This window comes from Microbispora oryzae (genome assembly GCF_017896165.1).
Lineage (GTDB): Bacteria > Actinomycetota > Actinomycetes > Streptosporangiales > Streptosporangiaceae > Microbispora > Microbispora oryzae.
On sequence record NZ_JAFCNB010000012.1, the window covers coordinates 193,265 to 214,762 of the forward strand.

Genomic DNA, 21,498 nt, shown 5'->3' on the forward strand with positions numbered 1-21,498 from the left:
ACGATCACCCCCTGTCGATGGACGAGTCCCGGAGCGCGGCCAGTTCGTCGTCGTAGGCCTGGCCGATGCCCTCCAGAAACTCCAGCGCCGCCTTCGCCTCGGCCTCGTCGATCTTCGAAAGCGCGAAGCCGACGTGGATGAGGATCCAGTCGCCCGGCTCCAGCCGTTCGCCTTCGAGGAGGCCGATGTTGATCGCCCGCCGCACCCCGCTGACGTCGACCTTCGCGAGATCACTCCGATCCGGCTCGATCTCCACGATCTCGCCGGGAATCCCCAGGCACATGGGAGACCTCCCCGATCTGAATGGATTCGAGGACGAGGCCGTCCCCGCCCTCGCTGTCGAGGTCCGCGCCGCCGCAGGACGGGCAGAACGCGAGCGGGTCGGCCGACTCGGTGCTCTCCCCGCAGGTCCTGCAGTTCAGCCGGACCGGCTCGATGACCAGCTCAAGCGTCGCGCCCTCCGCCACCGTTCCCTCGGTGACCAGGGCGAACGCCCGGCCCATGGCGGGCTCGGCGATCCGCAGCAGCGCGCCGGCCCGCAGCCGCGCCCGCCGCACCGGCCTGCCGTTCGCCCGGCGCTCCACGGCGTCGAGCACCGCCTCGGCGATGCCGAACTCATGCATGGCCGCCTCCCCGCCGCGCCCCGCGACACGGCGCGGGGGCGAGAAACATCCTGCGGATCCGCAGGTAACGCCTGATGTCCGGGATGGACTGGACGACCAGGACGGCCAGGCCGGTCAGGAACAACATGATGATCAGTCGTTTCAGCATCGTCTCTCCTCCTCGCGCCGGGGAACGGCGGGCGCTCCCGTCTCCTGCGCGATCATTTCGATCACGAGATCGGCGGCCCGGCCGACGGCCCCGGAGACCGCGGGGCTCAGCTCCATGCCGGGCGAGGCGTCGGCCGGCTCGCAGCCGACCAGCAGGATCCGGCCGGTGAACTTCGTGGCCAGCGTGACCGCGAGCGCCAGCACCGCGTCCGGGGTCATCGCGTGCGCATCGACGAAGGACGGCGCCAGGTCGGCTGGAGAGGGCTCAAGGACGTAGAGGGTTCCGGGCGGACGGCCCCGCGACACCGTGTCCAAGATGATCACCAGGTCGTACCCGGAGGTCAGCTCGTAGGCGAGGTGTACTCCGCGGATGCCGAAGTCGCCCACCTCGGCCTGCGGCGGGAGATCTCGTTCGGCGAGGCGGTGGGCGACCGCCACACCGAAGCCGTCGTCTCCGAGGAAGACGTTGCCGACCCCCGCCACCAGGATCCTCATGACGACTCCTCCTCGATCGGCTCGACCTCGTCGGGGGCGAAGTAGAGGTACCGCCCGTGCGCGCGGTGCAGGTCGGCCCCCGGATCGTCGTCCAGGGTGACGGCCAGGTGCCGCCTCCCGTCGACGTCGAGCAGGACGGCCTCCACGCGGGCGGTCCGCCCGGCCAGGAACATGTCGTACGGGTCGGCGCGGCGCCGGCCGGGGGCGAGCCTGACCCGGCTGCCGCGCGCTACCGGCACCCCGCCGATCACCACGCCGTCGGTCTCGGGCGACACCTCGTGGTCGGCGCGCGGATCCCACCACGGGGTCTCGCCGGTGGCACCGCCAGTGGTGCTGTCAGCGGTGCCGCCCGTGATCACCTCGGTCTCGCGGACGGCGCCGTGCAGGCGTTCCAGCACCGCAGGCGGCAGGTCGCCGATCCGGTCGAGGATCGCCGCGGCCCGTGGGTCGGTGGCCCGCGCCTCGCGCCTCTCGGCGTCGGTCAGGGCGAGGGTGCTCAGGGTGAGCAGCTCGTCGATCTCGGTGGCGTCGAACAGGTCGCCCTGGCTCTCCGGGGCGACGGACGGGTAGTCGTACAGGATGATGGGCGAGGAGAGCACGGCGTCACGGTGGTCCCGGTCGCCGATCAGCACCGGCCAGGTGTGCTCGTTGCGGCAGAGTTCGGCGGCCGGCCTCGCCCATTCGGGCGGGTCGAGCATCGAGACGAAGGCCCCGCCGGTCACGCCGAGGAGCACGTGCGCGGCGACCAGCGAGCGGCGCAGCGCGTGCTCACGCGGCGCGTCGGGCAGGTCCCAATCGGCCAGGTTCTCGATCCGCACGTGCAGCCGGACCAGCCGGTACGGCCCGGGCAGCCGCTCGGCGGCGACCCGGAGGGCGGCGTCCACCCGTTGGCGGGCGGCGACGACCCGGCCAAGCCGTTCACCGGTGGGGGAGAGGAGGGGCTCGGTCCACGAGTCCGGGGGCAGGTGCACCCCGATGACCCGCTCCGCCTCCAGGATGCGGCCGAGCGGCAGGACGTGCCGCACCTCGCGGTCGGTGGCGTCGTCGTACGAAAGGTGGGTCCGTCCGCCCGCCTCCAGTTCGGCGACGGGCCGGTAGCCGCCGGCCTCGGCGCGCTCGACGGTCCTGGCCCGCACCTGCAGGAACCGCAGCCACAGCTCGACGGTCGCCTCGCCGGGCGCTTCGAGCAGGCACTCGGTGACGCTCGCCGACGGCTCCTCGGTGGCGGAGAAGCCTGGCGGAACCAGCACGCCGAACTGCCAGCGCAGCCGGTTCTTCGCGGCGGACGCCCGGTAGGGATAGAGCAGGTATCCCTCGTAGAGGACGGCGTCGGCGACCCGGCACGCCGCCTCCAGCCGCGCGCTCATCGGCCCTTCTCCCTCAGCAGCAGTCCCAGCGCCTCGTCGTAGGTGGCCAGGGCGTGCTCGGTCTTGAATCGGCGCAGGTCACGCAGGGTGTCGCGGCCCAGCCGCAGCCAACCGGCGCCGGGGAACGCCCGGTCCATGAGATCACGCCACACCGCGACGGGAAGGCGGTGCCGCGCCTCGCGGTCCCACGGCACGGGACGGGCGGCGAACCGGGCATGGTCCCGGCCGTAGACCGCGCCGAAGACGGTGCCGCTGAACAGCAGGAGCAGGGGGATCTCGCCCTCGTCGAGGGCGGCGAAGTAGGCCCCGGCCGCCACCTCCAGGTCGTATCCGCAGGCCACGGGGAGATCCGCCTCGGTCTCGCCGGTGAAGCCGGGCACCACGGTGGAGACGGCGGCGAACTGGATCGGCTTGAGCGTGTCGCCCCACCGCGACGGCTCGCCGAAAAGGTCCGCGAGCAGGTCCGCCTCCTGCGGCGCGTACGACCGGCGGCGCGGCTCGATCCGGATCTGGCAGCGCAGCGCGACGGCGTGCACGCCCTCGGGGGCGGGGTCGGCGAGGCGCAGCCGGAAGACCAGCGTCGGCGCGGCCGCGTACGGGTCGGCCCGCGCGCCCAGGCACTCGATGCTCAGGTCATCGGCCATGCGGGCCCCTCTCGGGCTCGACGACCTTCGCCCGTTCGCGCAGCCCGGCGAAGAAGCCGTCGATGGCGTTCCACGCCTCCTGGCCGCCGTCGAAGCCCTTCCAGTGCAGCCGCACGAGGCCGACCAGGTGATAGCAGGCGTCGATCGGCACGAGATGGCAGGCGAACCCGGCCGGACCCCCGTCGGCCGGACCCCGGTCGGCCGGACCCCGGTCGACCAGCAGGGCCTCGACGTCGGGCTCGGCGTCCGCGAGCTCGGGGTTGTCGGCCAGCACCCGCTCCCAGATGTCCAGGCGCAGCAGCGACTCGGTGGCGCCCGCCGGGCTGGGGTAGAACGCGACCGTGCGGCCGAGGGCGCTGTTGCGGAAGAAGAACGCGGTGCGGACAGGGATGCTCAGTTCCTCCCAGTCGGCGGTGGCGATGCGGAAGGACGGCGCGTAGAGGTAGCGGTCCGGCACGGCCCGATACCGGCCCCGCGCGGCGGCCCGCGCGGTGAACAGCAGGCGGCAGCCGCGGCAGGCGCACATCAGCGACCGGGTCTCCACGTCGACCACGTGACCGTGGTCGTCGCCGACCGGCTCGGCGCACATCTCGCACCGGGCGGTCACCGGGCCAGCCACCGGGCCAGCTACCGGGCCAGCCACCCCGGCGGTCGCCTGGGCGTTTACCTGGGCGTTTGCCTGGGCGGCCTCGGGGGCGGGCCCGGCACTCGGGGGCGCGCGGAAGCGGCGCAGTCCGTTCGTCACGGCACCTCCTCCGGCACCGGGCACGGTCCGGGCGGGCGCGGCGCGATGTGCAGCAGCGGCCGGACCGGCGCGGTCGCCCCGTCCACGTCCACCCCGTCCACGTCCACCCGGACGACCTCGGGGGCGGCCTTCGTGATCGCGCGTTCGATGGCCTGGGTCACCGTGACCCGCGAGGAGGGACAGCCGTGGCAGGTGCCCTCCAGGCGCAACCTCACGACCCCGGCCCGGTCCACGCCCAGCAGTTCGACGCCGCCCTCGTGCGACCCCAGGTAGGGCCGGACCTCGTCGAGCGCGATCCGCACCCGCTCCTCCGTGGTCAGCGGGTGCAGATCGTGGAGCACCAGGAGCCCGGAGACCAGCTCGTCCTCGATCAGCCCATGCAGCACGTCCCCGGCCCCGGCGTCGGTGACGATCGTCATCACGTGTTCGAGCCCCGTGCCGTACAGCTCGACGAGGACCCGGACGAGCTCCTCCGCCCTGGCGCGCGCGACGGGGTCGGCGAGCGCGCCGAGCTCCCCCACGAGCGCCTCGACGCGCTCGCCGGCCGCCTGCACCTCCGGGCCGCGGGGCACGGCTCACTCTCCGGGCGCGAAGGCGTGCGGGCTGTGCACGAGGCGCAGCTCCCTGCCCCGGCCGAGGTACATGTGGACGCCGCACGGGAGGCACGGGTCGAAACTCCGCACGGCCCGCATGATGTCGATGCCCTTGAACGACTCCGGCGGGTTCTCCTCGAAGATCGGGGTGTTCTGCACCGCGTCCTCGTAGGGCCCCGGCGTGCCGTACGGATCCCGGACGCTCGCGTTCCACGGCGTCGGCGGGTACGGGTGGTAGTTCGCGATCTTGCCGTTCCTGATCACCATGTGGTGGGAGAGCACACCGCGGACGGCCTCGGTGAAGCCGCAGCCGATGGCCTCCTCCGGCACGGTGAACGGCGACCAGGTCATCGTGTGGCCCTGCCGCACCTCGTCCAGCGCCCGTTCGACGAAGTGGAGCGCGCAGGCCGCCGCGTACGCCTGGAAGTACGTCCTGGCCCGGTTGCGTTCGATGGCGTTGGACAGCAGCTCGCCGCCCCGTTCCGGGATGCGCCACTCGAACGTCGTCTCCGGCCGGGTGGCGGTCTTCGGCAGGTTGATCAGCACGCTGTGCCCGGTGGCCCGGACGTAGCCGATGTCCACCAGCCCGTTGAGCGCCGTCGACCACAGCCGGGCCAGCGGGCCGCCGCCGGTGTCGAGGGGGAGCATGTCGGTCCCGTCGTACCAGCGGGGCGACATCACCCAGCTGTACTTGCCGCTGAAGTCGCGCTTCTGCGGATGCGGGATGGTGTGCTGGTTCCATGGATGCCGGATGTCCACCGGGTTGCCCAGCGGATCGGCGGTCACGAACGGCTCCCGATCCTCCCAGTCGTCGTAGTAGGAGCTGCCGAGCAGGATGCGGATGCCGAGGTTGATGTCGACCAGGTCGTTGGTGACCAGACTGCCGTCGACGACGATCCCGGGGGTGACGAACATGCGCCGGCCCCAGTCGCCCATGGTCTCGTAGGAGAAGTCGCAGTGCTCGGGGTCGTTGAGGCTGCCCCAGCAGCCGAGCATCACCCGGCGGCGGCCCACTTCCTCGTATCCGGGCAGCGCCTGGTAGAAGAAGTCGAACAGATCGTCGTGCATCGGGACGACCCGCTTCATGAACTCGACGTACCTCATCAGCCGGACGAGGTAGTCGGTGAAGAGCTGGACGGTCGCCACGGTGCCCACCCCGCCCGGGTAGAGCGTGGACGGGTGCACGTGTCTGCCCTCCATCAGGCAGAACATCTCGCGGGTGACGCGGCTCATGGCCAGCGCCTCGCGGTAGAACCCGCCCTCCAGCGGGTTGAGCGAGCGCATGATGTCGGCGATCGTCCGGTAGCCATGGTCGCGCGCGTGCGGCGCCTCGGTGCGCTCGGCCAGCGCGAGCACGCCGGGATTGGTCTCCCGGACCATCTTCTCGCAGTAGTCGACCCCGACCAGGTTCTCCTGGAAGATGTTGTGGTCGAACATGTACTCGGCGGCCTCGCCGAGGTTGATGATCCACTCGCCGAGGTGCGGCGGGCGGACCCCGTACGCCATGTTCTGCGCGTAGACCGAGCACGTGGCGTGGTTGTCGCCGCAGATCCCGCAGATGCGGCTGGTGATGAAGTGCGCGTCGCGCGGGTCCTTGCCCTTCATGAAGATGCTGTAGCCGCGGAACACCGACGAGGTGCTGTAGCACTCGGCGACCTCCCGGTTGGCGAAGTCGACCTTCGCGTAGATGCCGAGGCTGCCGACGATCCTGGTGATGGGATCCCACGCCATCTCGACGAGCTCGCGGTCCTGTTCCTGGCGGAACGCCTGGTCCTTCTCGTGTTGCAGCGTCATCTCGGCTCCAGGGTCATCTCGGCTCCAGGCTCATCTCAGCTCCAGGGCGCCTTGTATCCGGTGAGCAGCTCGCGGCCCCGTCTGCGCCACTTCGGCTCCTTGTCCACCGTCTTGAGGGTGAAGCCGCGCAGGGCGCGGACCACCGTGCCGTACGCCGCGCTCGTCGTCGACGAGATCCGGGCGCCGGGAGGCTCGTCCATGAACGGCATGAACTTGTCGGGGAAGCCCGGCATCGTGCACGCGATGCAGATGCCGCCCACGTTGGGACAGCCGCCGATCCCGTTGATCCAGCCCCGCTTGGGCACGTTGCACTTCACCACCGGACCCCAGCAGCCGATCTTCACCAGGCAGGTGGGCGTGCCGTACTCGGTGGCGAACTGGCCCTGCTCGTAGTAGCCGGCCCGGTCGCACCCCTCGTGGACCGTCTGGCCGAACAGCCACGTGGGCCGCAGCGCCTCGTCCAGCGGGATCATCGGCGCCTGCCCGGCCAGCTGGTGCAGCAGGTAGAGCAGCGTCTCCGACATGTTGTCCGGTTGGATCGGGCAGCCCGGCACGTTCACGATCGGCAGTCCGGCCTTCGACCGCCAGTCCCACCCCAGGTAGTCGGCGACGCCCATCGCCCCCGTGGGGTTGCCCGCCATGGCGTGGATCCCGCCGTACGTGGCGCAGGTGCCGGCGGCGACGATCGCCGTGGCCTTGGGCGCGAGACGGTCGAGCCACTCGCTGGTCGTCATCGGCTGGCCGGTGTCGGGGTTGTTGCCGAAACCGCACCAGTAGCCCTCCCGCTTGATCGACTCGTTCGGGATCGATCCCTCGACGACCAGGACGAACGGTTCGAGCTCGCCGCGGTCGGCCCGGTGGAACCACTCGATGAAGGTGTCGGCGCCCTGCATGGGCCCGCACTCGAAGTCGATCAGAGGCCAGTGCACGGCGATCTTCGGCAGCCCCGGCAGCGCCCCCATCACGATCTCCTCGATGCTGGGCTGGGTCGCCGCGGTGAGCGCGACGGAGTCACCGTCGCAGCTGAGTCCTGCGTTGATCCACAGGAGGTGGACGACCGGCTCCTCCCGGGCCGCCGAGGTGTCTTCCTGGGTGTTCACGGGCGCTGTCATCGGTCTCTCCATCCCCGTGACGACGTGCCTGCCCGCGCGGTGGCCAGCGCGTCCTGCGTCAGCTCCCACAGCGCGTGGTAGATCGTGGTCTGCGCCTCCTGGATGCGGTGCACCGAGGAGGAGGGCACGACGAACAGGTGGTCGATCGTGCCGATCTCGGCCATCTGGCCGCCCTCGTATCCGGCCAGCCCGACGGTGAGCATGCCGCGCCGTGCCGCCTCCTGGAAGGCCGTGACGAGGTTGCGTGAGTTCCCGCTGGTCGACAGGCCGACGGCGATGTCCCCGGCGCGGCCGGATGCGGCGAGCTGGCGGGAGAACACCACGTCGAACCCGATGTCGTTGGCCAGCGCCGTCACCACCGCCACGTCGGCGGTGAGCGCGAACGCGGGCAGGGGCAGTGGGGGTGGCGGTGGCTGTGGAAGGGACACAGCCGCGCCGCCGGGCCGGGGTGCCGGGTGGAGGAACAGGGTGGCGACGTCCTGGGCGTCGGTGGCGCTGCCGCCGTTCCCGAAGGCGAACAGCCGCGCGCCCCGCCGGAACGCCTCGGCCATCGCGAGGGCGCAGGCGGCCAGCCGGTCGCCGTCGCGTTCGAGCACGGTCCGGCGCAGGGCGACGATCTCGTTCGCCTTCTCGACGGTCGAGTCACGGACGGCGGCGAGCACCGGGGCCAGGACAGAGGACTGTGCAGAGGCCGACCCCGAGCCGGGGGTCGCGTCCGCCTCGTCCGTCCCGGAGTAGAGGAACGGGTACAGCGACGCCATCGGGTCCGTCGACTTTGTCGGGTCCATCGGGTCCATCGGGTCCGTCGGCTGCGTCGGCTTGTCCGGTCCGCTCATCGGGCGGTCACCCCCTCACCACCGCGATCGCCTCCTTGGCGTGGACCAGCACGGTGTCGCCGATCCGGGCGTCCACCAGGGCGACGCTCACCTCCTCGCGGCCGCGGCCGGTCTCCACGGTGGCGAGGCCGTCCCCGAGCATCTTCACCACGACGACCGCCACCGCCTCGTCGGAGCACGTGACGCAGGTCCCCGTGGGGGTCCCCGTGGGACAGGCCCGAGGCGCGCCGGGCTCGGGGGCCGTCACGCGACCACCCGGGGGGCGAGCACTCCGGGCTGCTCGAAGAACACGTGGACCAGCTCCCAGAGGATGTGGTACGTCGTGACGTGCACCTCTTTGATCACCCGTGGATCGTCGGACCGGGCGATCACGACGTGGTCGACGGCCGGGCTGCGCCCGATGTCACCGCCGTCGCCGCCCGTCAGGGCGAGCGTCAGCAGTCCCATCCACCTGGCGGTCTCCAGGGCGCGCAGCACGTTGCCGCAGTGTCCGTACGGCGAGACGCCGAGCGCCATGTCCTCCGCCACGGCGAGGGTCCTGATCTGGTGCGCGAAGACGTCGTCGACGCCGCCGCCCGCGGCGACGCCCGTGATTGTGGCCACGTCGCCGGTGAGTGAGAAGGACGGCAGCGCCCGCTTGCCGACGATGACCGGGTGGACGAACTCCACCGCGATGTGCTGGGCGTCGGTCGCGGCCTCACCGTTGCCGAAGACGATGAGGCGACCGCCGTCGTGGAAGCGCCTCGCCATCGCGTGGCACGCCCGCGCCACCGCGTCCGCCTCCAGGGCCAGATCGCGTGCCGGGCGCGTACGGCGGGCGAAGATCTCCGCGACGGATGCCAGGACGGACTGGTCCACGACGGACCACTTCCCCAGGTCGCGAGTGTCTTTCCGCTCCGGGCGGGGGAGATCCCCCGGCCCGGAGAGCCCCTCGAAATCGACCGTACGCCCGGCCCGGCTGGCCGGGACAAAAGCGATGTCGGTGATTATGTAAAGATCTACCGGGTTCGCCGGTCAACCGACGCTGCGGCGCTTGTACAGGCCGGCGACGACGAAGACGCCGAGCGCGGCGAGGGCGACCTGGATGAGCAGTTCGATCCAGTCGACTCCCGGTGTGGTGGCCACCCCCGCTCCGCGGGCGATGGCGGAACCGATGAGGGCGGCCACGATTCCGATCACGATGGTCAGCCAGATCGGGATGGGCTGGCGGCCGGGCACGATCAGTCGGCCGAGCGCGCCGATGATGGCGCCGATGATGATCGCGGAGATGATGCCCGAGACGGTCATGCTTCACCCTCCTCGTTTGTCGGGTGCCAGGCTTGTGCCCCTGGGAAAACCGTCAACACCGTCGCTGACCTGCGGCTGACCTTCTCTTTGCGGGTTCGGGAGGTCGGCCGGACGGATGCCGGCCGGGTCCCGGGATCAGTCGCCGAGGTTGATGTAGTCCGGCAGGGCGGCAGGCGTGGGGAAGTTGATCTCCGAGATGTCCGCCACCAGGTAGGCGGGCGGCGGCGTGACGCGGAACTTCCTTCCCCAGTGGGTGTACCGGGTGGTGCCCGTCATGATCATCTCGTCCTCGGTCTTGCCGACCTTGAGCGTCGCGCGCGTCGCCGTCGTCACCTTCCGTACCAGACGGTCGGCCCCCATCCAGATCCGCCAGTAGACGCGTGTCGCGCGCTCCCGCGCGGACATGTACTTGAGCTGTGGCTTCAGGGTGGGGACGGCCGAGTAGAGCCGCTGGAGCGTGATGGTGCCGCGGTAGAGCGTCGTCGGGGTGCCGTCCACGGTGCCCCCGCGTCCGGTCGCGTTCGTGGCGGCGAGGGTGGCGGCCAGCATCGCCGGGTCGAGGGCCTGGACGACCTGCAGGCTCGACCAGAGCGGAGCGGCCGGGTCGGCCTTCGGTGACCGCAGCCAGGTCTTGCCCTGCGGCAGCACGTCGGAGAACAGGCCGCCCTGCGTGTAGGCGACGCCCTTCACGATGACGGTCCGGGTGGGCGCCGTCTGGTCGCCCAGGAGGCCGGCGATCTCGTCCGGCGCCCCGCTCAGCGTCACGGACGCGGTGAAGTCGGACGCCGCGACGCCCGAGCGGCCGAACTCGACGTCGCCCTCGTCGTGCGTCGAGATCGTGTTCCGCTGCCCCCGCGAGCCGAGCACGGTGGTGGTGGCGACGTGCACGCCGCGGCCGGGCACGTACTGAGCACGCAGCGCCGCGGCCGGATCCGTGGCGCCGGCCGCCGGCCGCGTCCGCGCGTGGGCGGGTGCGACCAGTCCCGGCGCGGCGAGCACGGCCGACGCGGCGCAGATCAGGGCGGCGATCGTTCGCCTCATGGGCGTTCCTCCCGTCGTGGGCCGCGTCCCTCGCGGCGCCCACGCATCCTCCCCGGCAATGATCACGATGCAGTCACGGACGCGGCCGTCCGAAGCCGTGCCGTGCGGAGGGGTTGTTTTGGCGCGCCGTTATGTGCTTAGATGACGAGCCAAATATATTGGGGCGATAGCCCTGTGGGCTTGCGTGAACGCCAGCAATAGCGTCAGAAATGCGCCAGAAATGGCGCCAGAAATGGCGCCGGAAATGGCGCCAGAGACAACGCCAGAAACGCGGAGCGGCAGCACCAGTGGGACGGGACAGACGGGGGCGGCGCCCGCTGATCGTGCGGCGGGCCATGAGCGAGCCCTCCCTGCTGCTCGCGGCGTTCGGCTCCATCCTGCTGGCCACGACGACGCTCTCCGCCCTCGCGCTCTACACGGCGCTGGTCACCGATGCCGGAGTGCGGCGGGCGATGGACCTCGCACCGCTGTCCGTGCGGGCGACGACCGTCACCTCGACCGTGGGGGCGGACGACTTCCCGGGCGTCGACCGGACGGTCCGCACCCGTGTCGCCCAGGGCTACGGCACGATCCCCGTCCAGGTGACCGTGGGCATCCAGTCGGACTCGTACGCCCTGTCCGGCCAGAAGTCCGGCCAGAAGACCGGCCAGAAGTCCGGCCAGAAGTCCGGTCAGAAGACCGGCCAGGGGAACGGCCGGAAGACCGGTCAGGGGAAGCCATCCGACCCGGACCTGACCAGATTCGCCACCTACGAGGGGCTGGACGGCCGGGCCGAACTCGTGAGCGGCGGCTGGCCCGCCCCCGCCCCCGCATCCGGAGCCGGAACAGGCGGTGGGACGGAGCCGGCGGTCCCTGTGGCGGTGTCCGAGCCGGCCGCCCGGGCCATGAGACTCTCCGCCGGAGACGAGCTGACGATCGTCGGACGGCTTGACGGGCGCAGGATCACGGTCAGGGTGAGCGGCGTGTTCCGGCTCCGCGACCCGTACGACGGCCGCTGGGCCGGGGACGAACTGCTCCGCACGGGCGTCCAGGGGGGCGACTTCACGACGTACGGCCCGCTGGTGGTGCCCGCCGAGACCTTCCTCGGACGCTTCGCGACCGGCGTGACGGCCACCTGGCTGGCCGAGCCCGACCTGCGGCGGCTGCCACCGGAGCGGCTCCGCTCCAGCGCGGCGTCGATCGCCGGGATCGGCGCCGCGCTCAGGGCCGACTGCGGGCAGTGCGCCGCGGTCAGCCCGCTGCCCGACATGCTCGGCCAGCTCGACCGGGCGGCCGTGGTCGCCCGGTCCACGATGCTGGTCCCGGCGCTTCAACTGATCGTGCTGGCCGCCTACGCCCTGGCGCTGACCGCCCGGCTGCTGGCCGAGCACCGCAGGCCGGAACTGGCCCTGCTGCGCTCCCGTGGCGGCGGCCCGGGGCGTCTCGCGGCGCTCGCGGCCGGGGAGGCCCTGCTCGTCGCGCTGCCCTGCGCGGTCGCGGCGCCGTTCCTCGCGCCCCTGCTGCTGCGCGCGGTGGGCGCGTTTCCGTGGATCGGCGCCTCCGGCGTGCGGATCCCGGCGACGCCCGGGGCGTCCGCGTTCGCCGTCGCCGCCGCGGTCGCGCCGGTGTGCGCTGCGCTGCTGGCCGCGCCCGCCGTGCTGGGTGGCCGCCGTACGTATGTGGAGGAGCAGGCCGCGCGGGGCCGGGGCGAGCGGCGCGGGCTGATCCAGCGGACCGGCGCCGACCTGGTCCTGATCGTGATCGCGGTGCCGGCCGTCTGGCAGCTCCGCGACCAGGGCGGTGCGCTGTCCGCCCGGGTGGGCGGCGACCTCGGCGTCGACCCGCTGACGGTGGCCGGCCCGGCGCTGGCCCTCCTGTGCGGAGGACTGCTCTGCCTGCGGCTGGTCCCCCTGGCGTCGCGGCTGGTGGAACGGCTCACCGCGCGGCGGGCCGGGCTCGCCGCCGCGCTCGCCGCGCGGCAGGTGAGCAGACGACCGGGCCGCCACGCCGGTCCCGCGCTCCTGCTGACCATGGCCGTGGCGATCGGCGTTCTGTCACTCACGACGGCGGCCACCTGGCGTGGATCCCAGGAGGACCAGGCGCGGCACCTCGCGGGCGCGGACCTGCGGGTGGCCGTCCCGCCGGGGACCTCGGGGACCGGCGGAGCCTCAGAATCCTCAGAATCCTCGGGATCCTCGGGATCCTCGGGATCCTCGGGATCCTCGGGAGGCGGTCGCGGCTTCGCCGGGCTCCCCGGGGTGACCGCCGCGGCCGCCGTCCACCGCGGTGACGCCTTCGTGGGCAGCACGCAGGCGACGCTGCTGGCCGTGGACGCGTCGCGGCTGAGCCGGGTGATGGCGCTGCGTCCCGACCTTTCTGACGTGCCCCTCGGCGTGATAGCCACGCGGCTGGCCGCCGCCGGCGGTCCGCTGCCCGTGGCCGTCACTCCGGACCTGGCGGAGACGACCCGGGTGACCCTCGGCTCCGCCGCCCTCCCCGTGCGTGTGGTCGCGGTGGTCGCGGCCGTGCCGGGCACGCCCGCGGGCGGCTCCGCGCTGCTCGCCGACCTGTCCGCGCTGCGCGCGAGCGGCCGCCCGGCCGACGTCACCGAATGGTGGCTCGCCGTCGCCGGTCACGACACGGCCCCGGCGGCCGCCGTACTCGCCCGCGATCCCGGTCTGGCGGTGACCGACCTCGGCGCGCTCACCCGGCGGCTGCGGGACGACCCGCTCGCGGCCGGGCTGCAGGGCGCGCTGCTGCTGGGATTCGCGGCGGCCCTCGTCTTCGCCGTGCTGGGATTCCTGGTCAACGCCGCGGTCTCGGCCCGGGAGCGCAGGGCGGAGTTCGGCGTGCTGGGCGCGCTCGGTGTGACGTTCCGGCAGATGCTCGGCCTCATGGTCGTGGAGCAGTCGTTCGTGATCGGCATCTCGCTCGCGGGAGGCGTCCTGGTGGCCGCCGCCCTCTTCTCCACCGTCGTCCCCGCGATCGTGGTGACCGGGCAGGCCGCCGTGGTCACCCCGCCGGTGCTGCTCCACGTCCCGTGGGCCGCGGTGGCGGCGCTGATCGCCACTCTGCTCGCCGTGCTGACCGTGATCGTGACGGCGCTGACCCGGGCGCTGCACCGCCGCGGCCCGGCCGGCGCCCTGCGTCTCGGGGAGGACCGGTGATCCGGCTGTCGGCGGTCCACCGCGGGACGGCGGCGCTGCTCGCCGCGCTCATGCTGGGCGCCACACTGCTCGTCTCCGGCCTGCCCCGGATGATCGAGTCGTCCCTCGACGCCGCCGCGGCCGAGACGGTCCGTACGGCTCCGCCGGTCGCGACCTCGATGCTCCTCACCTACACCAGCAGCCCGTTCGATCCCTTACGAGCGCACGGCGTGTCCCAGGCGGGCGCGCGCGACGCCGCCCTGCGGGCCCTGGTGCCCCCGGGCCTGCGGCAGATCGTGGCGGACACCGGGACCTACGGCTTCGCCACCCCGGCGACGGGCGTCCGCCGCCACACGTACCTCACCCTGCAGTGGCTCTCCGGGATCGAGGGGCGCGTCCGATTCGTGCGCGGCGCTCCGCCCGGCCCGGCCTCCGGCGGCCGGATGGACGTGGCCCTGGCCGCGGCGCCCGCCAAGGAGCTCTCACTCGACGTCGGCGACGTGCTGCACGCCGGTTCGATCACGGCACGCGTCAGCGGTCTGTTCGAGCCGGTGCGCCCGGCCGACCGGTTCTGGGCGTCGCAGTCGGGCCTCACCCGTGTCGTGCACCGCCTCCCCCCGCTCGCGGACGAGGAGGACCTCTACGTCACCGGCCTCACGGACGGCGACGGGCTGGCCGCAGCCGCCGACACGCCGCTCGTCTATTCGTGGATCGTCGATGTGGACGCCGCCAAGGTCACCGCGGGCGACGCGGCGCCGGCGCTGGCCGGGCTGGACGTCTACGGCAGGCGGCTGGGCGGGCAGGATTTCGACGTCGCCCTGTCGACCGGTCTCGACCGGGTGCTGACGGAGTATCTGAACAAGCTCGGGGCCACCCGGGCCCTGATGGGGGTGGCCCTGAGCGCCCTCGTCCTGGTCTGCCTCGGCGCCCTGGCGCTCGGCATCCTGCTGCTCGCCCAGCACATGGGCCCGGCCCTGCGCCTGATGCGGGCCAGGGGCGCCTCACTGCCGTACATCGCGGCCGTGGGCGGGGGAGCGGTCGCGCTGGCGACGGTCCCCGCGGCGATCATCGGTGCGGCCCTGGCCACCCTCGTGCCCGGACCCGCGACACTCGTCACCGTGCTCGGACCCGTGGCGCTCGCCCTGGCGGCGGCGGCGACGGGCTGCGCGGCGGCGGTCCGCGCCCAGAGCGGGCCGCTCCAGGAGGCCCGCGACGACCTGGTGTCGGCGTCGCCGTCCGGCCGCCGCCTGGTGCTGGAGGGCTTCGTACTCGTTCTCGGCGTGGGCGGGACGATCCTGCTCCGGACGCGCGGCCTCGCGGGCGGCGACCTCACCCTGGTCGCCGTGCCTGCGCTGCTCGCCGTCGCGCTCGCCCTCGTCGTCCTGCGCCTCTACGTTTTGCCGCTCCGCCTGGCCGTACGGCTGGCGTCCCGCCGCCGCGGGCCCCTGCCGTACCTCGGGCTGATCATGGGGGCGCGCGCCGGGGCGGGCGCGGTCCTGCCCGCGCTGACCCTCCTGCCCGCGCTGGCCGTCGGCACGTACGCCGGCGTCACCCAGGACGCGATCGGCGTCGCCCAGCGCGTCACCGCGTGGCAGCAGGTCGGCGCCCCGGTCCGGCTGGAATGGGATCGGGAGGTCACGGCCGCCGAGGTGGAACGGGTCCGCCGCCTCCCGGGGGTCCGGGACGTCGTTCCCGCCGCGGTGGGCCGGGCGACGGCCCAGGTGGGCTTCGGCGGCCGGGCCGCCACGGTCTTCGCGGTCGACCTCGACGCCTACCGGCGGCTGGTCGCGGGAGACCCGGTGACCCTTCCGGCGTCGCCGGGGGCCGGGGGAGCGCTCGTCTCGCGCGACCTGTCCGCCATGCGCAGCTTCGAGATCGACTGGCCGGAACCGGCGACGGTGACGCCGAAGGGCGTCGTGACCGGGATGCCCGCCGTCGATCCGGCGGACGGCGCGCTGATCGTCGTGCCCGGCGCGCCGAAGCACCCCAACACCCTGCTCGTGGACGGGGACGAGGCGGCGGTGCGGGGGATCGTGGAGGCGGGCGTCCGCATCACCACGGTCGACCGCGCGCTCGCGGAGCTGGCGCGCGAACCGCTCATGTCGGCCGTCACCGGCGGCCTGCGGGTCATGGCCGCCGCGCTGGCGGCGTACGCGCTGGCCGCCGTGCTGATCGCGCTGGTCGCCGGGGCGCCCCGCCGGGCGCGGGTGCTCGCCCTCCTGCGCTCACTCGGTCTCACGCGCCCGCAGGCCGGGGCGACGGCGGTCGTGGAGACGGCGCCGCCGCTGCTCGTGACGGCCGCGGCGGGACTCCTGCTCGGGCTCGGCCTGCCGTGGCTGCTCGGCCGCGGTGTCGACCCGGCGGCCTACGCGGGGGGCTCGCCGGCGTCGGATCCGGCCGCCTACACCGGGATGCCGGTCCTCCCGCTCCTCGTGGCGGCGGCCGTCACCGCGATCGCACTCGCCGGCGCCTACCTTGGAGGCAGTCGTGGACACTCTCGCTGATCTGGAGGCACGGGCCGCCGGCCGGGCGCCCGTGTTCGGCGCGGACGCGCACATCCTGTGCGACAACCTCGTGCGCATCTACAAGACCGGAGGGGCCTCCGCCGTCGAGGTGGTCGCGCTCCAGGGGCTCGACCTGCTCATCGGCAGGGGCGAGCTGGTGGCCATCGTGGGCGCCTCCGGGTCGGGGAAGTCGACGCTGCTCAACGTCCTGTCCGGGCTCGACGTGCCCACGGCCGGGCTGGCCCGGGTGGCCGGCGTCGACCTGCTGTCGATGACTCCGCGCGACCGGCTGCGCTTCCGCCGGTCGGTGGTGGGGTTCATCTGGCAGCAGACGGCCCGCAACCTGCTGCCGTACCTGACCTCGTTCGAGAACGTGACGCTGCCCATGCGGCTCGCCGGCCGCGGGAGCCGGCGGGAGCGGCGGGCGCGCACCGGCGAGCTGCTCGAGCTCATGGGGGTCGCCGACTGCGCCGAGCGCAGGCCCGGGGAGATGTCGGGCGGGCAGCAGCAGCGGGTGGCCCTCGCGGTCGCGCTGGCCAACGCGCCCGAGGTGATCCTGGCCGACGAGCCGACCGGCGAGCTCGACAGCGAGACCTCGGACGAGGTGTTCGCCGCCCTGCGCCACGCCAACCGCGAGCTGGGCGTCACCACGGTCGTCGTGACGCACGATTCGCTGGTCTCCGAGCAGGTCGACCGGACGATCGGCATCCGGGACGGCCGCACATCGAGCGAGACGCTCCGCCGGGCCTCCTCGGACGGCGAGGTGGTGGCCGAGGAGTACGCCGTTCTCGACCGGGCGGGCCGGCTCCAGCTGCCGCGCGAGTTCATGACCGCGCTCAGCATGGAGCAGCGGGTGCGGCTGGAGCTGGAACGCGACCACATCGGCGTCTGGCCCGCGGACCAGGGAGGCGACGCCGGTGAGTGACCAGATGCCCGACCACATGAGCGACCGGCCGGTGATTGTGGTCGAGGGGCTGCGCAAGGTGTATCCCGGCGGCGTGGAGGCCCTGCGCGGCGTGTCGTTCGAGGCGCACCCCGGCGAGCTGGTCGCGGTACGCGGCCGGTCGGGCTCCGGCAAGACCACCCTGCTCAACCTGGTCGGCGGTCTCGACCGGCCGGACGAGGGCACCGTCGAGGTGGCCGGGCGCCGGGTGACCGAGCTGGCCGAGGCGGAACTGCTCACGCTGCGTCGCGACGTGATCGGCTTCGTCTTCCAGACGTTCGGGCTGATCCCGGTGCTGTCGGCCGCAGAGAACGTCGGCGTGCCGCTCCGGCTGGCCCGGGTCCCCGCCGCCGAGCGGGACGAGCGGGTGCGCGTGCTGCTGTCGCTCGTCGGCCTCGCCGAGCACGCCGGGCAGCGGCCGTACGAGATGTCGGGAGGGCAGCAGCAGCGGGTGGCCGTCGCCCGTTCGCTGGCCAACCGGCCCCGGCTGCTCATCGCCGACGAGCCCACCGGCCAGCTCGACTCCCAGACGGCCCTGCAGATCATGGAACTGCTCCGGGTACTGGTCCGCAGCGAGGGCGTGACCGCTCTTGTCGCCACGCACGACCCCAGCCTGCTCGGCCTCGCCGACCGGGTGATCGAGCTGCGCGACGGGACGCTTGCGGGCTGACGGCGCTACGGCGCCTGGCTTCCGGAATCGCCCTGATCACGCCGCCACGTGGGCCAGCCCGCCGACGGGTCGGCCGTCTGCTCCTCCCTGAACCGGCGGGCCCGTTCGACGCAGCGGGGGCAGATCGGTTCACGTTCCGCTCGGGCGAGCGCGGCGGGAGACGGCTGCCGTCGCGTTCCGAAGGGCGTCATGCCCGGGGGCAGCCTCGTCTGGGGATCGATCAGGACAGTGGTGACCGTGTCGGGGTCGTATCCGAAGGTCTCCCGGCACGCGTAGCATCGCCCGATTCTGGTGATCTTCCCGTCCGCCATCGGCGACCTCTCCGCCCTGTCCCGATCTCACCTCCCAGAGTGCCGCACCGGCCGCGTGCGCGCGCGGCCGGTGCTCGATCGGGCCCGGGCGGCCTCAGGCGGCCTCAGGTGGCCGTGCAGCCGATCGCGGACGGAGTCGCGTTCGTGCCCGACCAGCTGCCGGTGAAGCCGGCGGTCGTCGAGGCGTTCGGGGCGAGGGCGCCGTTCCACGACTCGTTGGTTACCGTCACACTCGCCCCTGACTGGGTGTAGCGGCCGCCCCAGAGCTGGGTGACGCGCTGGCCGCCGGGGAAGGTGAACGTGACGGTCCAGGAGGAGATGGCCGTCGTCCGCGTGTTGACCACGGTCAGTTCGCCCTGGAAGCCGCCGGGCCACTCGTTGGTCACCCGGTACGTCGCCGCGCAACCCGCGCCGGGAGGAGGGCTGACCGGCGGCGTCGGGCTCACGGTCGGGCTCACAGTCGGGCTCACGGCCGGGCTGGGGGTGGCGCTGGGCGACGGGCTGGGCGTGGCGCTCGGGGAGGGGTTTCCGGCCGGGGGAACGCGCAGGACGCGGTCGTCGCCCGTCGTCGGGGTCCCCCGGCCGTCCCGGTTGCTCGTGGCGATCCAGAGCCAGCCGTCCGGTCCGACCGCCACCGTGCGGAGCCGGCCGTAGGTGCCCTGGAACTCGGCCGCCGGGGTGCCGACGGTCGAGCCGTTGACCGGGATGGTCCACAGGCGCGTCCCGCGCAGCGCCGCGGCGAACAGGGTGCCGTTCGCGTAGGCCAGGCCGCTCGGCGACGCGTCGGCGGTGCGCCAGGTCACCAGGGGGTCGCGGAAGCGCGTGTCGTTGCACTTGCCCTCGCAGGTCGGCCAGCCGTAGTTGGCGCCGCCGACGATGAGGTTGATCTCGTCCCAGGTGTCCTGGCCGAACTCCGTGGCGTACAGCCGTCCCTGACCGTCCCAGGCCAGCCCCTGGACGTTGCGGTGACCGTAGCTGTAGACCCGCGATCCCGCGATGGGATTGTCCGGGGGCACGCTCCCGTCGGGCCGCATGCGCAGGATCTTGCCGTTCAGGCTGTTGACGTTCTGCGCGTTGGACGTGGTGCCCGCGTCGCCGGCGGACACGTACAGCATGCCGTCGGGGCCGAACGCGATCCGCCCGCCGTCGTGGAAGCTCGCCTTCGCGATGCCGGAGAGGAGCACCTGCTGGGTCTGCGGCGCGTTGAGCCGGAACCGGACGACACGGTTGTCCGTGCTGCTCGTGTAGTACGCGTACACCCACTGGTCCTGGGCGTACGAGGGGGAGACGGCGATGCCGAGCAGGCCGCCCTCGCCGCTGGGCGTGACGCCCGGCACGGTGGCCACCGGCGTTGGCGCCGAGCCCGGCCGCACCTGCATGATCCGGGCCGTGTCGCGTTCGGAGACGATGGCGCTGCCGTCGGGGAGGAAGGCCATTCCCCACGGCGCCTGCAGACCTGTCGTGGCGACCTGCGCCCGGGTGAAGTCGAACCCGCCGGTCGCCGCCCCGGCGGTGAGCGGATCGACGACGACGAACGCCGCGGTGGTCAGGACGGTGGCCAGCACTGTGGTGAGTACGGTGGCCAGGACAGCGGCCAGCGTGGGGAGGACGGCGATGGGGGGTGGGCTGAGACGCTTGGGCATCACGTGCTCTCCAGAACCTGGACGTCGGCTGTGAGCTCCTCGGCAGCCGGACGCTACCCGGCGTCCGCGGGCGGAAACAACGGACGGCGAACGCGGTGGTCCGCCTTTCCTCGCCGACCAGCGCCGCGGGCCTCCCGAGCGATCGCGCGCCGGAAACTTTCACGAGCCGCCGCGATCGCCTCGACCGCCTCGATCGACTGCCTCGATCGATCGCCGCGTGAGTGACGCCCGGAGTGTTACTCGCCCAACGAGCGGGGTCCCCGCTCGATCGCGCCGGAGTCCTGCCCGGCGTCCGGGCCGAAGGTGATGACCATGTAGCGGCCGTTGGCGTAGCTGACGACGGGCCGCCCGAGCATCTCGCCGACCCGGCGGGCGACACCCTGGAAGAGTTCGACCAACTCGGGCGTGTCTGCGCTCACCCTGAACCGTCCGCTGTCGGCGAGGTGCTGCGCGACGAGAGGGACGAAGCCCGCCTCCGCCCGGACCTTCTCCTCCGCGCTGAGAGGGGTGCGCTGGTGCGCGTACCGCGTGTCCAGGGGGTGGGTCATCGCTGATCTCCTCGTGATCGCAGCCTGTCCACGAACGGTGTCCGCGCGTCCTCCCCGGATCATATTCGGCCGTGGGTCGTATCCGGCCGGCCCCTGTCGCCACATGCGGGACGTCCGTCATAGTTTGGCGGCATTGGTGTGGTTTCCGTAGGAAGGCAGGTCGCGGTGGCGGAGGAATTGACCCAGGAACGGCTGGCGGATCTCAAGCGGCAGTTCGAGTCGATCGACAGCGACGGCGACGGCTACGTCACCGAGGAGGAGTTGCGTGCGCACTTCCCCGACCTGCCGGACGAGGGCGTGGCGGAGCTCGACCGGGTCGCGGATGTGGACGCGGACGGACGGTTCTCCCTGGAGGAGTTCATCCGGCTGAGCGGCCGTTCCTGACCATCCCGGAGGCCGCCCGGCCGCCCGCCGCGCGATCGGCCGTCTCCTGACGGCCGTCTTCCGGCCGTCGATCCGGCACGGGTGATCGACGGGGCCGCCGGCGTTCCGCGGCGGCCCGGGCGGCGAGGAGGGCCGACAGCGTCTCGCAGTCCTCCACCGTGAGCGGCGCTCGCGGAAGCAGGTAGAGCAGGCCGGCGGGCCCGTCGACGAGGTCGACGGGCAGGGGTCGGGTGAGTGCCTCGGGCGGCGATGTGCTGATCACGATGACGCCATTCTGGCGGCCCGCACCGACAGTTCCGGGGGCCGCGCGGGCATGACGCCGGGAGCCCGGCCGCGTGTGTGGCTGTGTGACCGCATGTGGGCGGGCGTGACCGCGTCAAACGCCGTGTCTCTGATTCCGCTGCTCGCGAACGGTTCCGGGCACACGGCTTCTACCTGCGGTTTCTTCCGACGACGCCGAACCGCCGGACCCCCGCTGGAGCTGTCGGCACGGCCCCTCGCGGGTAGTGTGGTTTACCGGAGTCTTAACTCCGCAACTGTTCTCCCGGAGGGAGCCGACATGTTCGAGAGGTTCACCGACCGTGCGCGGCGGGTTGTGGTCCTGGCTCAGGAAGAGGCCCGGATGCTCAATCACAACTACATCGGTACGGAGCACATTCTTCTTGGTCTGATCCATGAGGGTGAGG

25 protein-coding genes are annotated in these 21,498 nt (G+C 72.8%); 6 read left to right on the plus strand and 19 right to left on the minus strand.

The window, feature by feature from the left end:
• Positions 1 to 4 precede the first annotated feature (4 nt).
• From JOL79_RS22185 to JOL79_RS22255, 15 genes are all read right to left on the minus strand, one after another.
• A complete protein-coding gene (locus tag JOL79_RS22185) occupies positions 5 to 256 on the minus strand; it encodes a HypC/HybG/HupF family hydrogenase formation chaperone (RefSeq protein WP_307848669.1) in 252 nt (83 codons plus the stop codon).
• Positions 231 to 623 (minus strand): hydrogenase maturation nickel metallochaperone HypA/HybF, encoded by a 393-nt coding sequence (locus JOL79_RS22190; protein WP_210157802.1) that lies wholly within the window; start codon positions 621 to 623, stop codon positions 231 to 233. The genes JOL79_RS22185 and JOL79_RS22190 overlap by 26 nt, the downstream gene beginning before the upstream one ends.
• Positions 616 to 771 carry a DUF6893 family small protein gene (locus JOL79_RS22195; protein ID WP_210157803.1) on the minus strand — a complete coding sequence of 52 codons (156 nt, stop codon included), beginning with the start codon at positions 769 to 771 and terminating at the stop codon, positions 616 to 618. Before JOL79_RS22195 ends, JOL79_RS22190 begins: the two co-directional genes overlap by 8 nt.
• Positions 765 to 1,265 carry a hydrogenase maturation protease gene (locus tag JOL79_RS22200; RefSeq protein ID WP_210157804.1) on the minus strand — a complete coding sequence of 167 codons (501 nt, stop codon included), beginning with the start codon at positions 1,263 to 1,265 and terminating at the stop codon, positions 765 to 767. Before JOL79_RS22200 ends, JOL79_RS22195 begins: the two co-directional genes overlap by 7 nt.
• The gene (locus tag JOL79_RS22205) at positions 1,262 to 2,632 is read right to left on the minus strand and encodes a hypothetical protein (protein ID WP_210157805.1); all 1,371 of its coding nucleotides are present in this window, start codon (positions 2,630 to 2,632) and stop codon (positions 1,262 to 1,264) included. The genes JOL79_RS22200 and JOL79_RS22205 overlap by 4 nt, the downstream gene beginning before the upstream one ends.
• Positions 2,629 to 3,276: a DUF6084 family protein gene (locus JOL79_RS22210; protein ID WP_210157806.1), complete on the minus strand. Its 648-nt coding sequence runs from the start codon at positions 3,274 to 3,276 to the stop codon at positions 2,629 to 2,631. The genes JOL79_RS22205 and JOL79_RS22210 overlap by 4 nt, the downstream gene beginning before the upstream one ends.
• Positions 3,266 to 4,021 carry a DUF5947 family protein gene (locus tag JOL79_RS22215; protein ID WP_307848670.1) on the minus strand — a complete coding sequence of 252 codons (756 nt, stop codon included), beginning with the start codon at positions 4,019 to 4,021 and terminating at the stop codon, positions 3,266 to 3,268. The genes JOL79_RS22210 and JOL79_RS22215 overlap by 11 nt, the downstream gene beginning before the upstream one ends.
• Positions 4,018 to 4,593 carry a NifU family protein gene (locus JOL79_RS22220; RefSeq protein WP_210157807.1) on the minus strand — a complete coding sequence of 192 codons (576 nt, stop codon included), beginning with the start codon at positions 4,591 to 4,593 and terminating at the stop codon, positions 4,018 to 4,020. The genes JOL79_RS22215 and JOL79_RS22220 overlap by 4 nt, the downstream gene beginning before the upstream one ends.
• 3 nt (positions 4,594 to 4,596) lie before the next feature.
• Positions 4,597 to 6,408 (minus strand): nickel-dependent hydrogenase large subunit, encoded by a 1,812-nt coding sequence (locus JOL79_RS22225; protein ID WP_210157808.1) that lies wholly within the window; start codon positions 6,406 to 6,408, stop codon positions 4,597 to 4,599.
• Between the two features lie 35 nt (positions 6,409 to 6,443).
• Positions 6,444 to 7,520: an NADH-quinone oxidoreductase subunit B family protein gene (locus tag JOL79_RS22230; RefSeq protein ID WP_210157809.1), complete on the minus strand. Its 1,077-nt coding sequence runs from the start codon at positions 7,518 to 7,520 to the stop codon at positions 6,444 to 6,446.
• Positions 7,517 to 8,356 (minus strand): D-sedoheptulose-7-phosphate isomerase, encoded by an 840-nt coding sequence (locus JOL79_RS22235; protein WP_230985212.1) that lies wholly within the window; start codon positions 8,354 to 8,356, stop codon positions 7,517 to 7,519. Before JOL79_RS22235 ends, JOL79_RS22230 begins: the two co-directional genes overlap by 4 nt.
• A 7-nt stretch (positions 8,357 to 8,363) precedes the next feature.
• Positions 8,364 to 8,603 (minus strand): HypC/HybG/HupF family hydrogenase formation chaperone, encoded by a 240-nt coding sequence (locus JOL79_RS22240; RefSeq protein WP_210157810.1) that lies wholly within the window; start codon positions 8,601 to 8,603, stop codon positions 8,364 to 8,366.
• Positions 8,600 to 9,214, minus strand: a complete 615-nt coding sequence (locus tag JOL79_RS22245) for a D-sedoheptulose-7-phosphate isomerase (RefSeq protein ID WP_210157811.1) — start codon at positions 9,212 to 9,214, stop codon at positions 8,600 to 8,602. Before JOL79_RS22245 ends, JOL79_RS22240 begins: the two co-directional genes overlap by 4 nt.
• 156 nt (positions 9,215 to 9,370) lie before the next feature.
• Complete coding sequence (locus JOL79_RS22250; RefSeq protein ID WP_210157812.1) at positions 9,371 to 9,643, minus strand: GlsB/YeaQ/YmgE family stress response membrane protein; 273 nt, start codon at positions 9,641 to 9,643, stop codon at positions 9,371 to 9,373.
• 135 nt (positions 9,644 to 9,778) lie between these two features.
• A complete protein-coding gene (locus JOL79_RS22255) occupies positions 9,779 to 10,684 on the minus strand; it encodes a hypothetical protein (protein ID WP_210157813.1) in 906 nt (301 codons plus the stop codon).
• Positions 10,685 to 11,019: 335 nt separating this feature from the next.
• On the opposite strand from JOL79_RS22255, the gene JOL79_RS22260 reads away from it, so the two are divergent.
• Genes JOL79_RS22260 through JOL79_RS22275 form a run of 4 tightly spaced genes read left to right on the plus strand, consistent with a single transcriptional unit; the run spans position 11,020 to position 17,926 of the window.
• A complete protein-coding gene (locus JOL79_RS22260) occupies positions 11,020 to 13,830 on the plus strand; it encodes an FtsX-like permease family protein (protein ID WP_210157814.1) in 2,811 nt (936 codons plus the stop codon).
• Positions 13,827 to 16,313 (plus strand): FtsX-like permease family protein, encoded by a 2,487-nt coding sequence (locus JOL79_RS35115; RefSeq protein WP_210157815.1) that lies wholly within the window; start codon positions 13,827 to 13,829, stop codon positions 16,311 to 16,313. Before JOL79_RS22260 ends, JOL79_RS35115 begins: the two co-directional genes overlap by 4 nt.
• Complete coding sequence (locus tag JOL79_RS22270; protein ID WP_307848671.1) at positions 16,297 to 17,238, plus strand: ABC transporter ATP-binding protein; 942 nt, start codon at positions 16,297 to 16,299, stop codon at positions 17,236 to 17,238. Before JOL79_RS35115 ends, JOL79_RS22270 begins: the two co-directional genes overlap by 17 nt.
• Positions 17,231 to 17,926 (plus strand): ABC transporter ATP-binding protein, encoded by a 696-nt coding sequence (locus JOL79_RS22275; RefSeq protein ID WP_307848672.1) that lies wholly within the window; start codon positions 17,231 to 17,233, stop codon positions 17,924 to 17,926. Before JOL79_RS22270 ends, JOL79_RS22275 begins: the two co-directional genes overlap by 8 nt.
• Positions 17,927 to 17,931: 5 nt before the next feature.
• Here the strand turns inward: JOL79_RS22275 and JOL79_RS22280 are convergent, their stop codons facing one another.
• The 3 genes from JOL79_RS22280 to JOL79_RS22290 all read right to left on the minus strand — a co-directional run bounded on the left by JOL79_RS22280 (position 17,932) and on the right by JOL79_RS22290 (position 20,428).
• Positions 17,932 to 18,237 (minus strand): hypothetical protein, encoded by a 306-nt coding sequence (locus JOL79_RS22280; protein WP_210157817.1) that lies wholly within the window; start codon positions 18,235 to 18,237, stop codon positions 17,932 to 17,934.
• 104 nt (positions 18,238 to 18,341) lie between these two features.
• Entirely contained in the window at positions 18,342 to 19,880 is a 1,539-nt protein-coding gene (locus tag JOL79_RS22285; RefSeq protein ID WP_210157818.1) for a PQQ-dependent sugar dehydrogenase, read from the minus strand.
• A gap of 236 nt (positions 19,881 to 20,116) precedes the next feature.
• The gene (locus JOL79_RS22290) at positions 20,117 to 20,428 is read right to left on the minus strand and encodes a hypothetical protein (protein WP_210157819.1); all 312 of its coding nucleotides are present in this window, start codon (positions 20,426 to 20,428) and stop codon (positions 20,117 to 20,119) included.
• A gap of 165 nt (positions 20,429 to 20,593) precedes the next feature.
• Between JOL79_RS22290 and JOL79_RS22295 the strand changes: the two genes are divergently transcribed.
• Positions 20,594 to 20,812: an EF-hand domain-containing protein gene (locus JOL79_RS22295; protein WP_210157820.1), complete on the plus strand. Its 219-nt coding sequence runs from the start codon at positions 20,594 to 20,596 to the stop codon at positions 20,810 to 20,812.
• Here the strand turns inward: JOL79_RS22295 and JOL79_RS22300 are convergent.
• Positions 20,787 to 21,074, minus strand: coding sequence for a hypothetical protein (locus JOL79_RS22300; protein WP_210157821.1), 288 nt, complete (start codon positions 21,072 to 21,074; stop codon positions 20,787 to 20,789). The genes JOL79_RS22295 and JOL79_RS22300 overlap by 26 nt on opposite strands.
• Before the next feature lie 297 nt (positions 21,075 to 21,371).
• Here JOL79_RS22300 and JOL79_RS22305 point away from each other — a divergent pair.
• A partial coding sequence (locus JOL79_RS22305) for a Clp protease N-terminal domain-containing protein (RefSeq protein ID WP_146605600.1) occupies positions 21,372 to 21,498 on the plus strand: 127 nt, incomplete at its 3' end.

Excerpts from the sequence above, each read along its gene's own strand:
- JOL79_RS22290 (WP_210157819.1), bottom strand. The coding sequence starts at position 20,428 with ATGACCCACCCCCTGGACACGCGGTACGCGCACCAGCGCACCCCTCTC.
- JOL79_RS22285 (WP_210157818.1), bottom strand. The coding sequence starts at position 19,880 with ATGCCCAAGCGTCTCAGCCCACCCCCCATCGCCGTCCTCCCCACGCTG.
- JOL79_RS22250 (WP_210157812.1), bottom strand. The coding sequence starts at position 9,643 with ATGACCGTCTCGGGCATCATCTCCGCGATCATCATCGGCGCCATCATC.
- JOL79_RS22235 (WP_230985212.1), bottom strand. The coding sequence starts at position 8,356 with ATGAGCGGACCGGACAAGCCGACGCAGCCGACGGACCCGATGGACCCG.
- JOL79_RS22210 (WP_210157806.1), bottom strand. The coding sequence starts at position 3,276 with ATGGCCGATGACCTGAGCATCGAGTGCCTGGGCGCGCGGGCCGACCCG.
- JOL79_RS22260 (WP_210157814.1), top strand. The coding sequence starts at position 11,020 with ATGAGCGAGCCCTCCCTGCTGCTCGCGGCGTTCGGCTCCATCCTGCTG.
- JOL79_RS22255 (WP_210157813.1), bottom strand. The coding sequence starts at position 10,684 with ATGAGGCGAACGATCGCCGCCCTGATCTGCGCCGCGTCGGCCGTGCTC.
- JOL79_RS22225 (WP_210157808.1), bottom strand. The coding sequence starts at position 6,408 with ATGACGCTGCAACACGAGAAGGACCAGGCGTTCCGCCAGGAACAGGAC.
- JOL79_RS22280 (WP_210157817.1), bottom strand. The coding sequence starts at position 18,237 with ATGGCGGACGGGAAGATCACCAGAATCGGGCGATGCTACGCGTGCCGG.
- JOL79_RS22205 (WP_210157805.1), bottom strand. The coding sequence starts at position 2,632 with ATGAGCGCGCGGCTGGAGGCGGCGTGCCGGGTCGCCGACGCCGTCCTC.
- JOL79_RS22190 (WP_210157802.1), bottom strand. The coding sequence starts at position 623 with ATGCATGAGTTCGGCATCGCCGAGGCGGTGCTCGACGCCGTGGAGCGC.
- JOL79_RS22200 (WP_210157804.1), bottom strand. The coding sequence starts at position 1,265 with ATGAGGATCCTGGTGGCGGGGGTCGGCAACGTCTTCCTCGGAGACGAC.
- JOL79_RS22230 (WP_210157809.1), bottom strand. The coding sequence starts at position 7,520 with ATGACAGCGCCCGTGAACACCCAGGAAGACACCTCGGCGGCCCGGGAG.
- JOL79_RS22195 (WP_210157803.1), bottom strand. The coding sequence starts at position 771 with ATGCTGAAACGACTGATCATCATGTTGTTCCTGACCGGCCTGGCCGTC.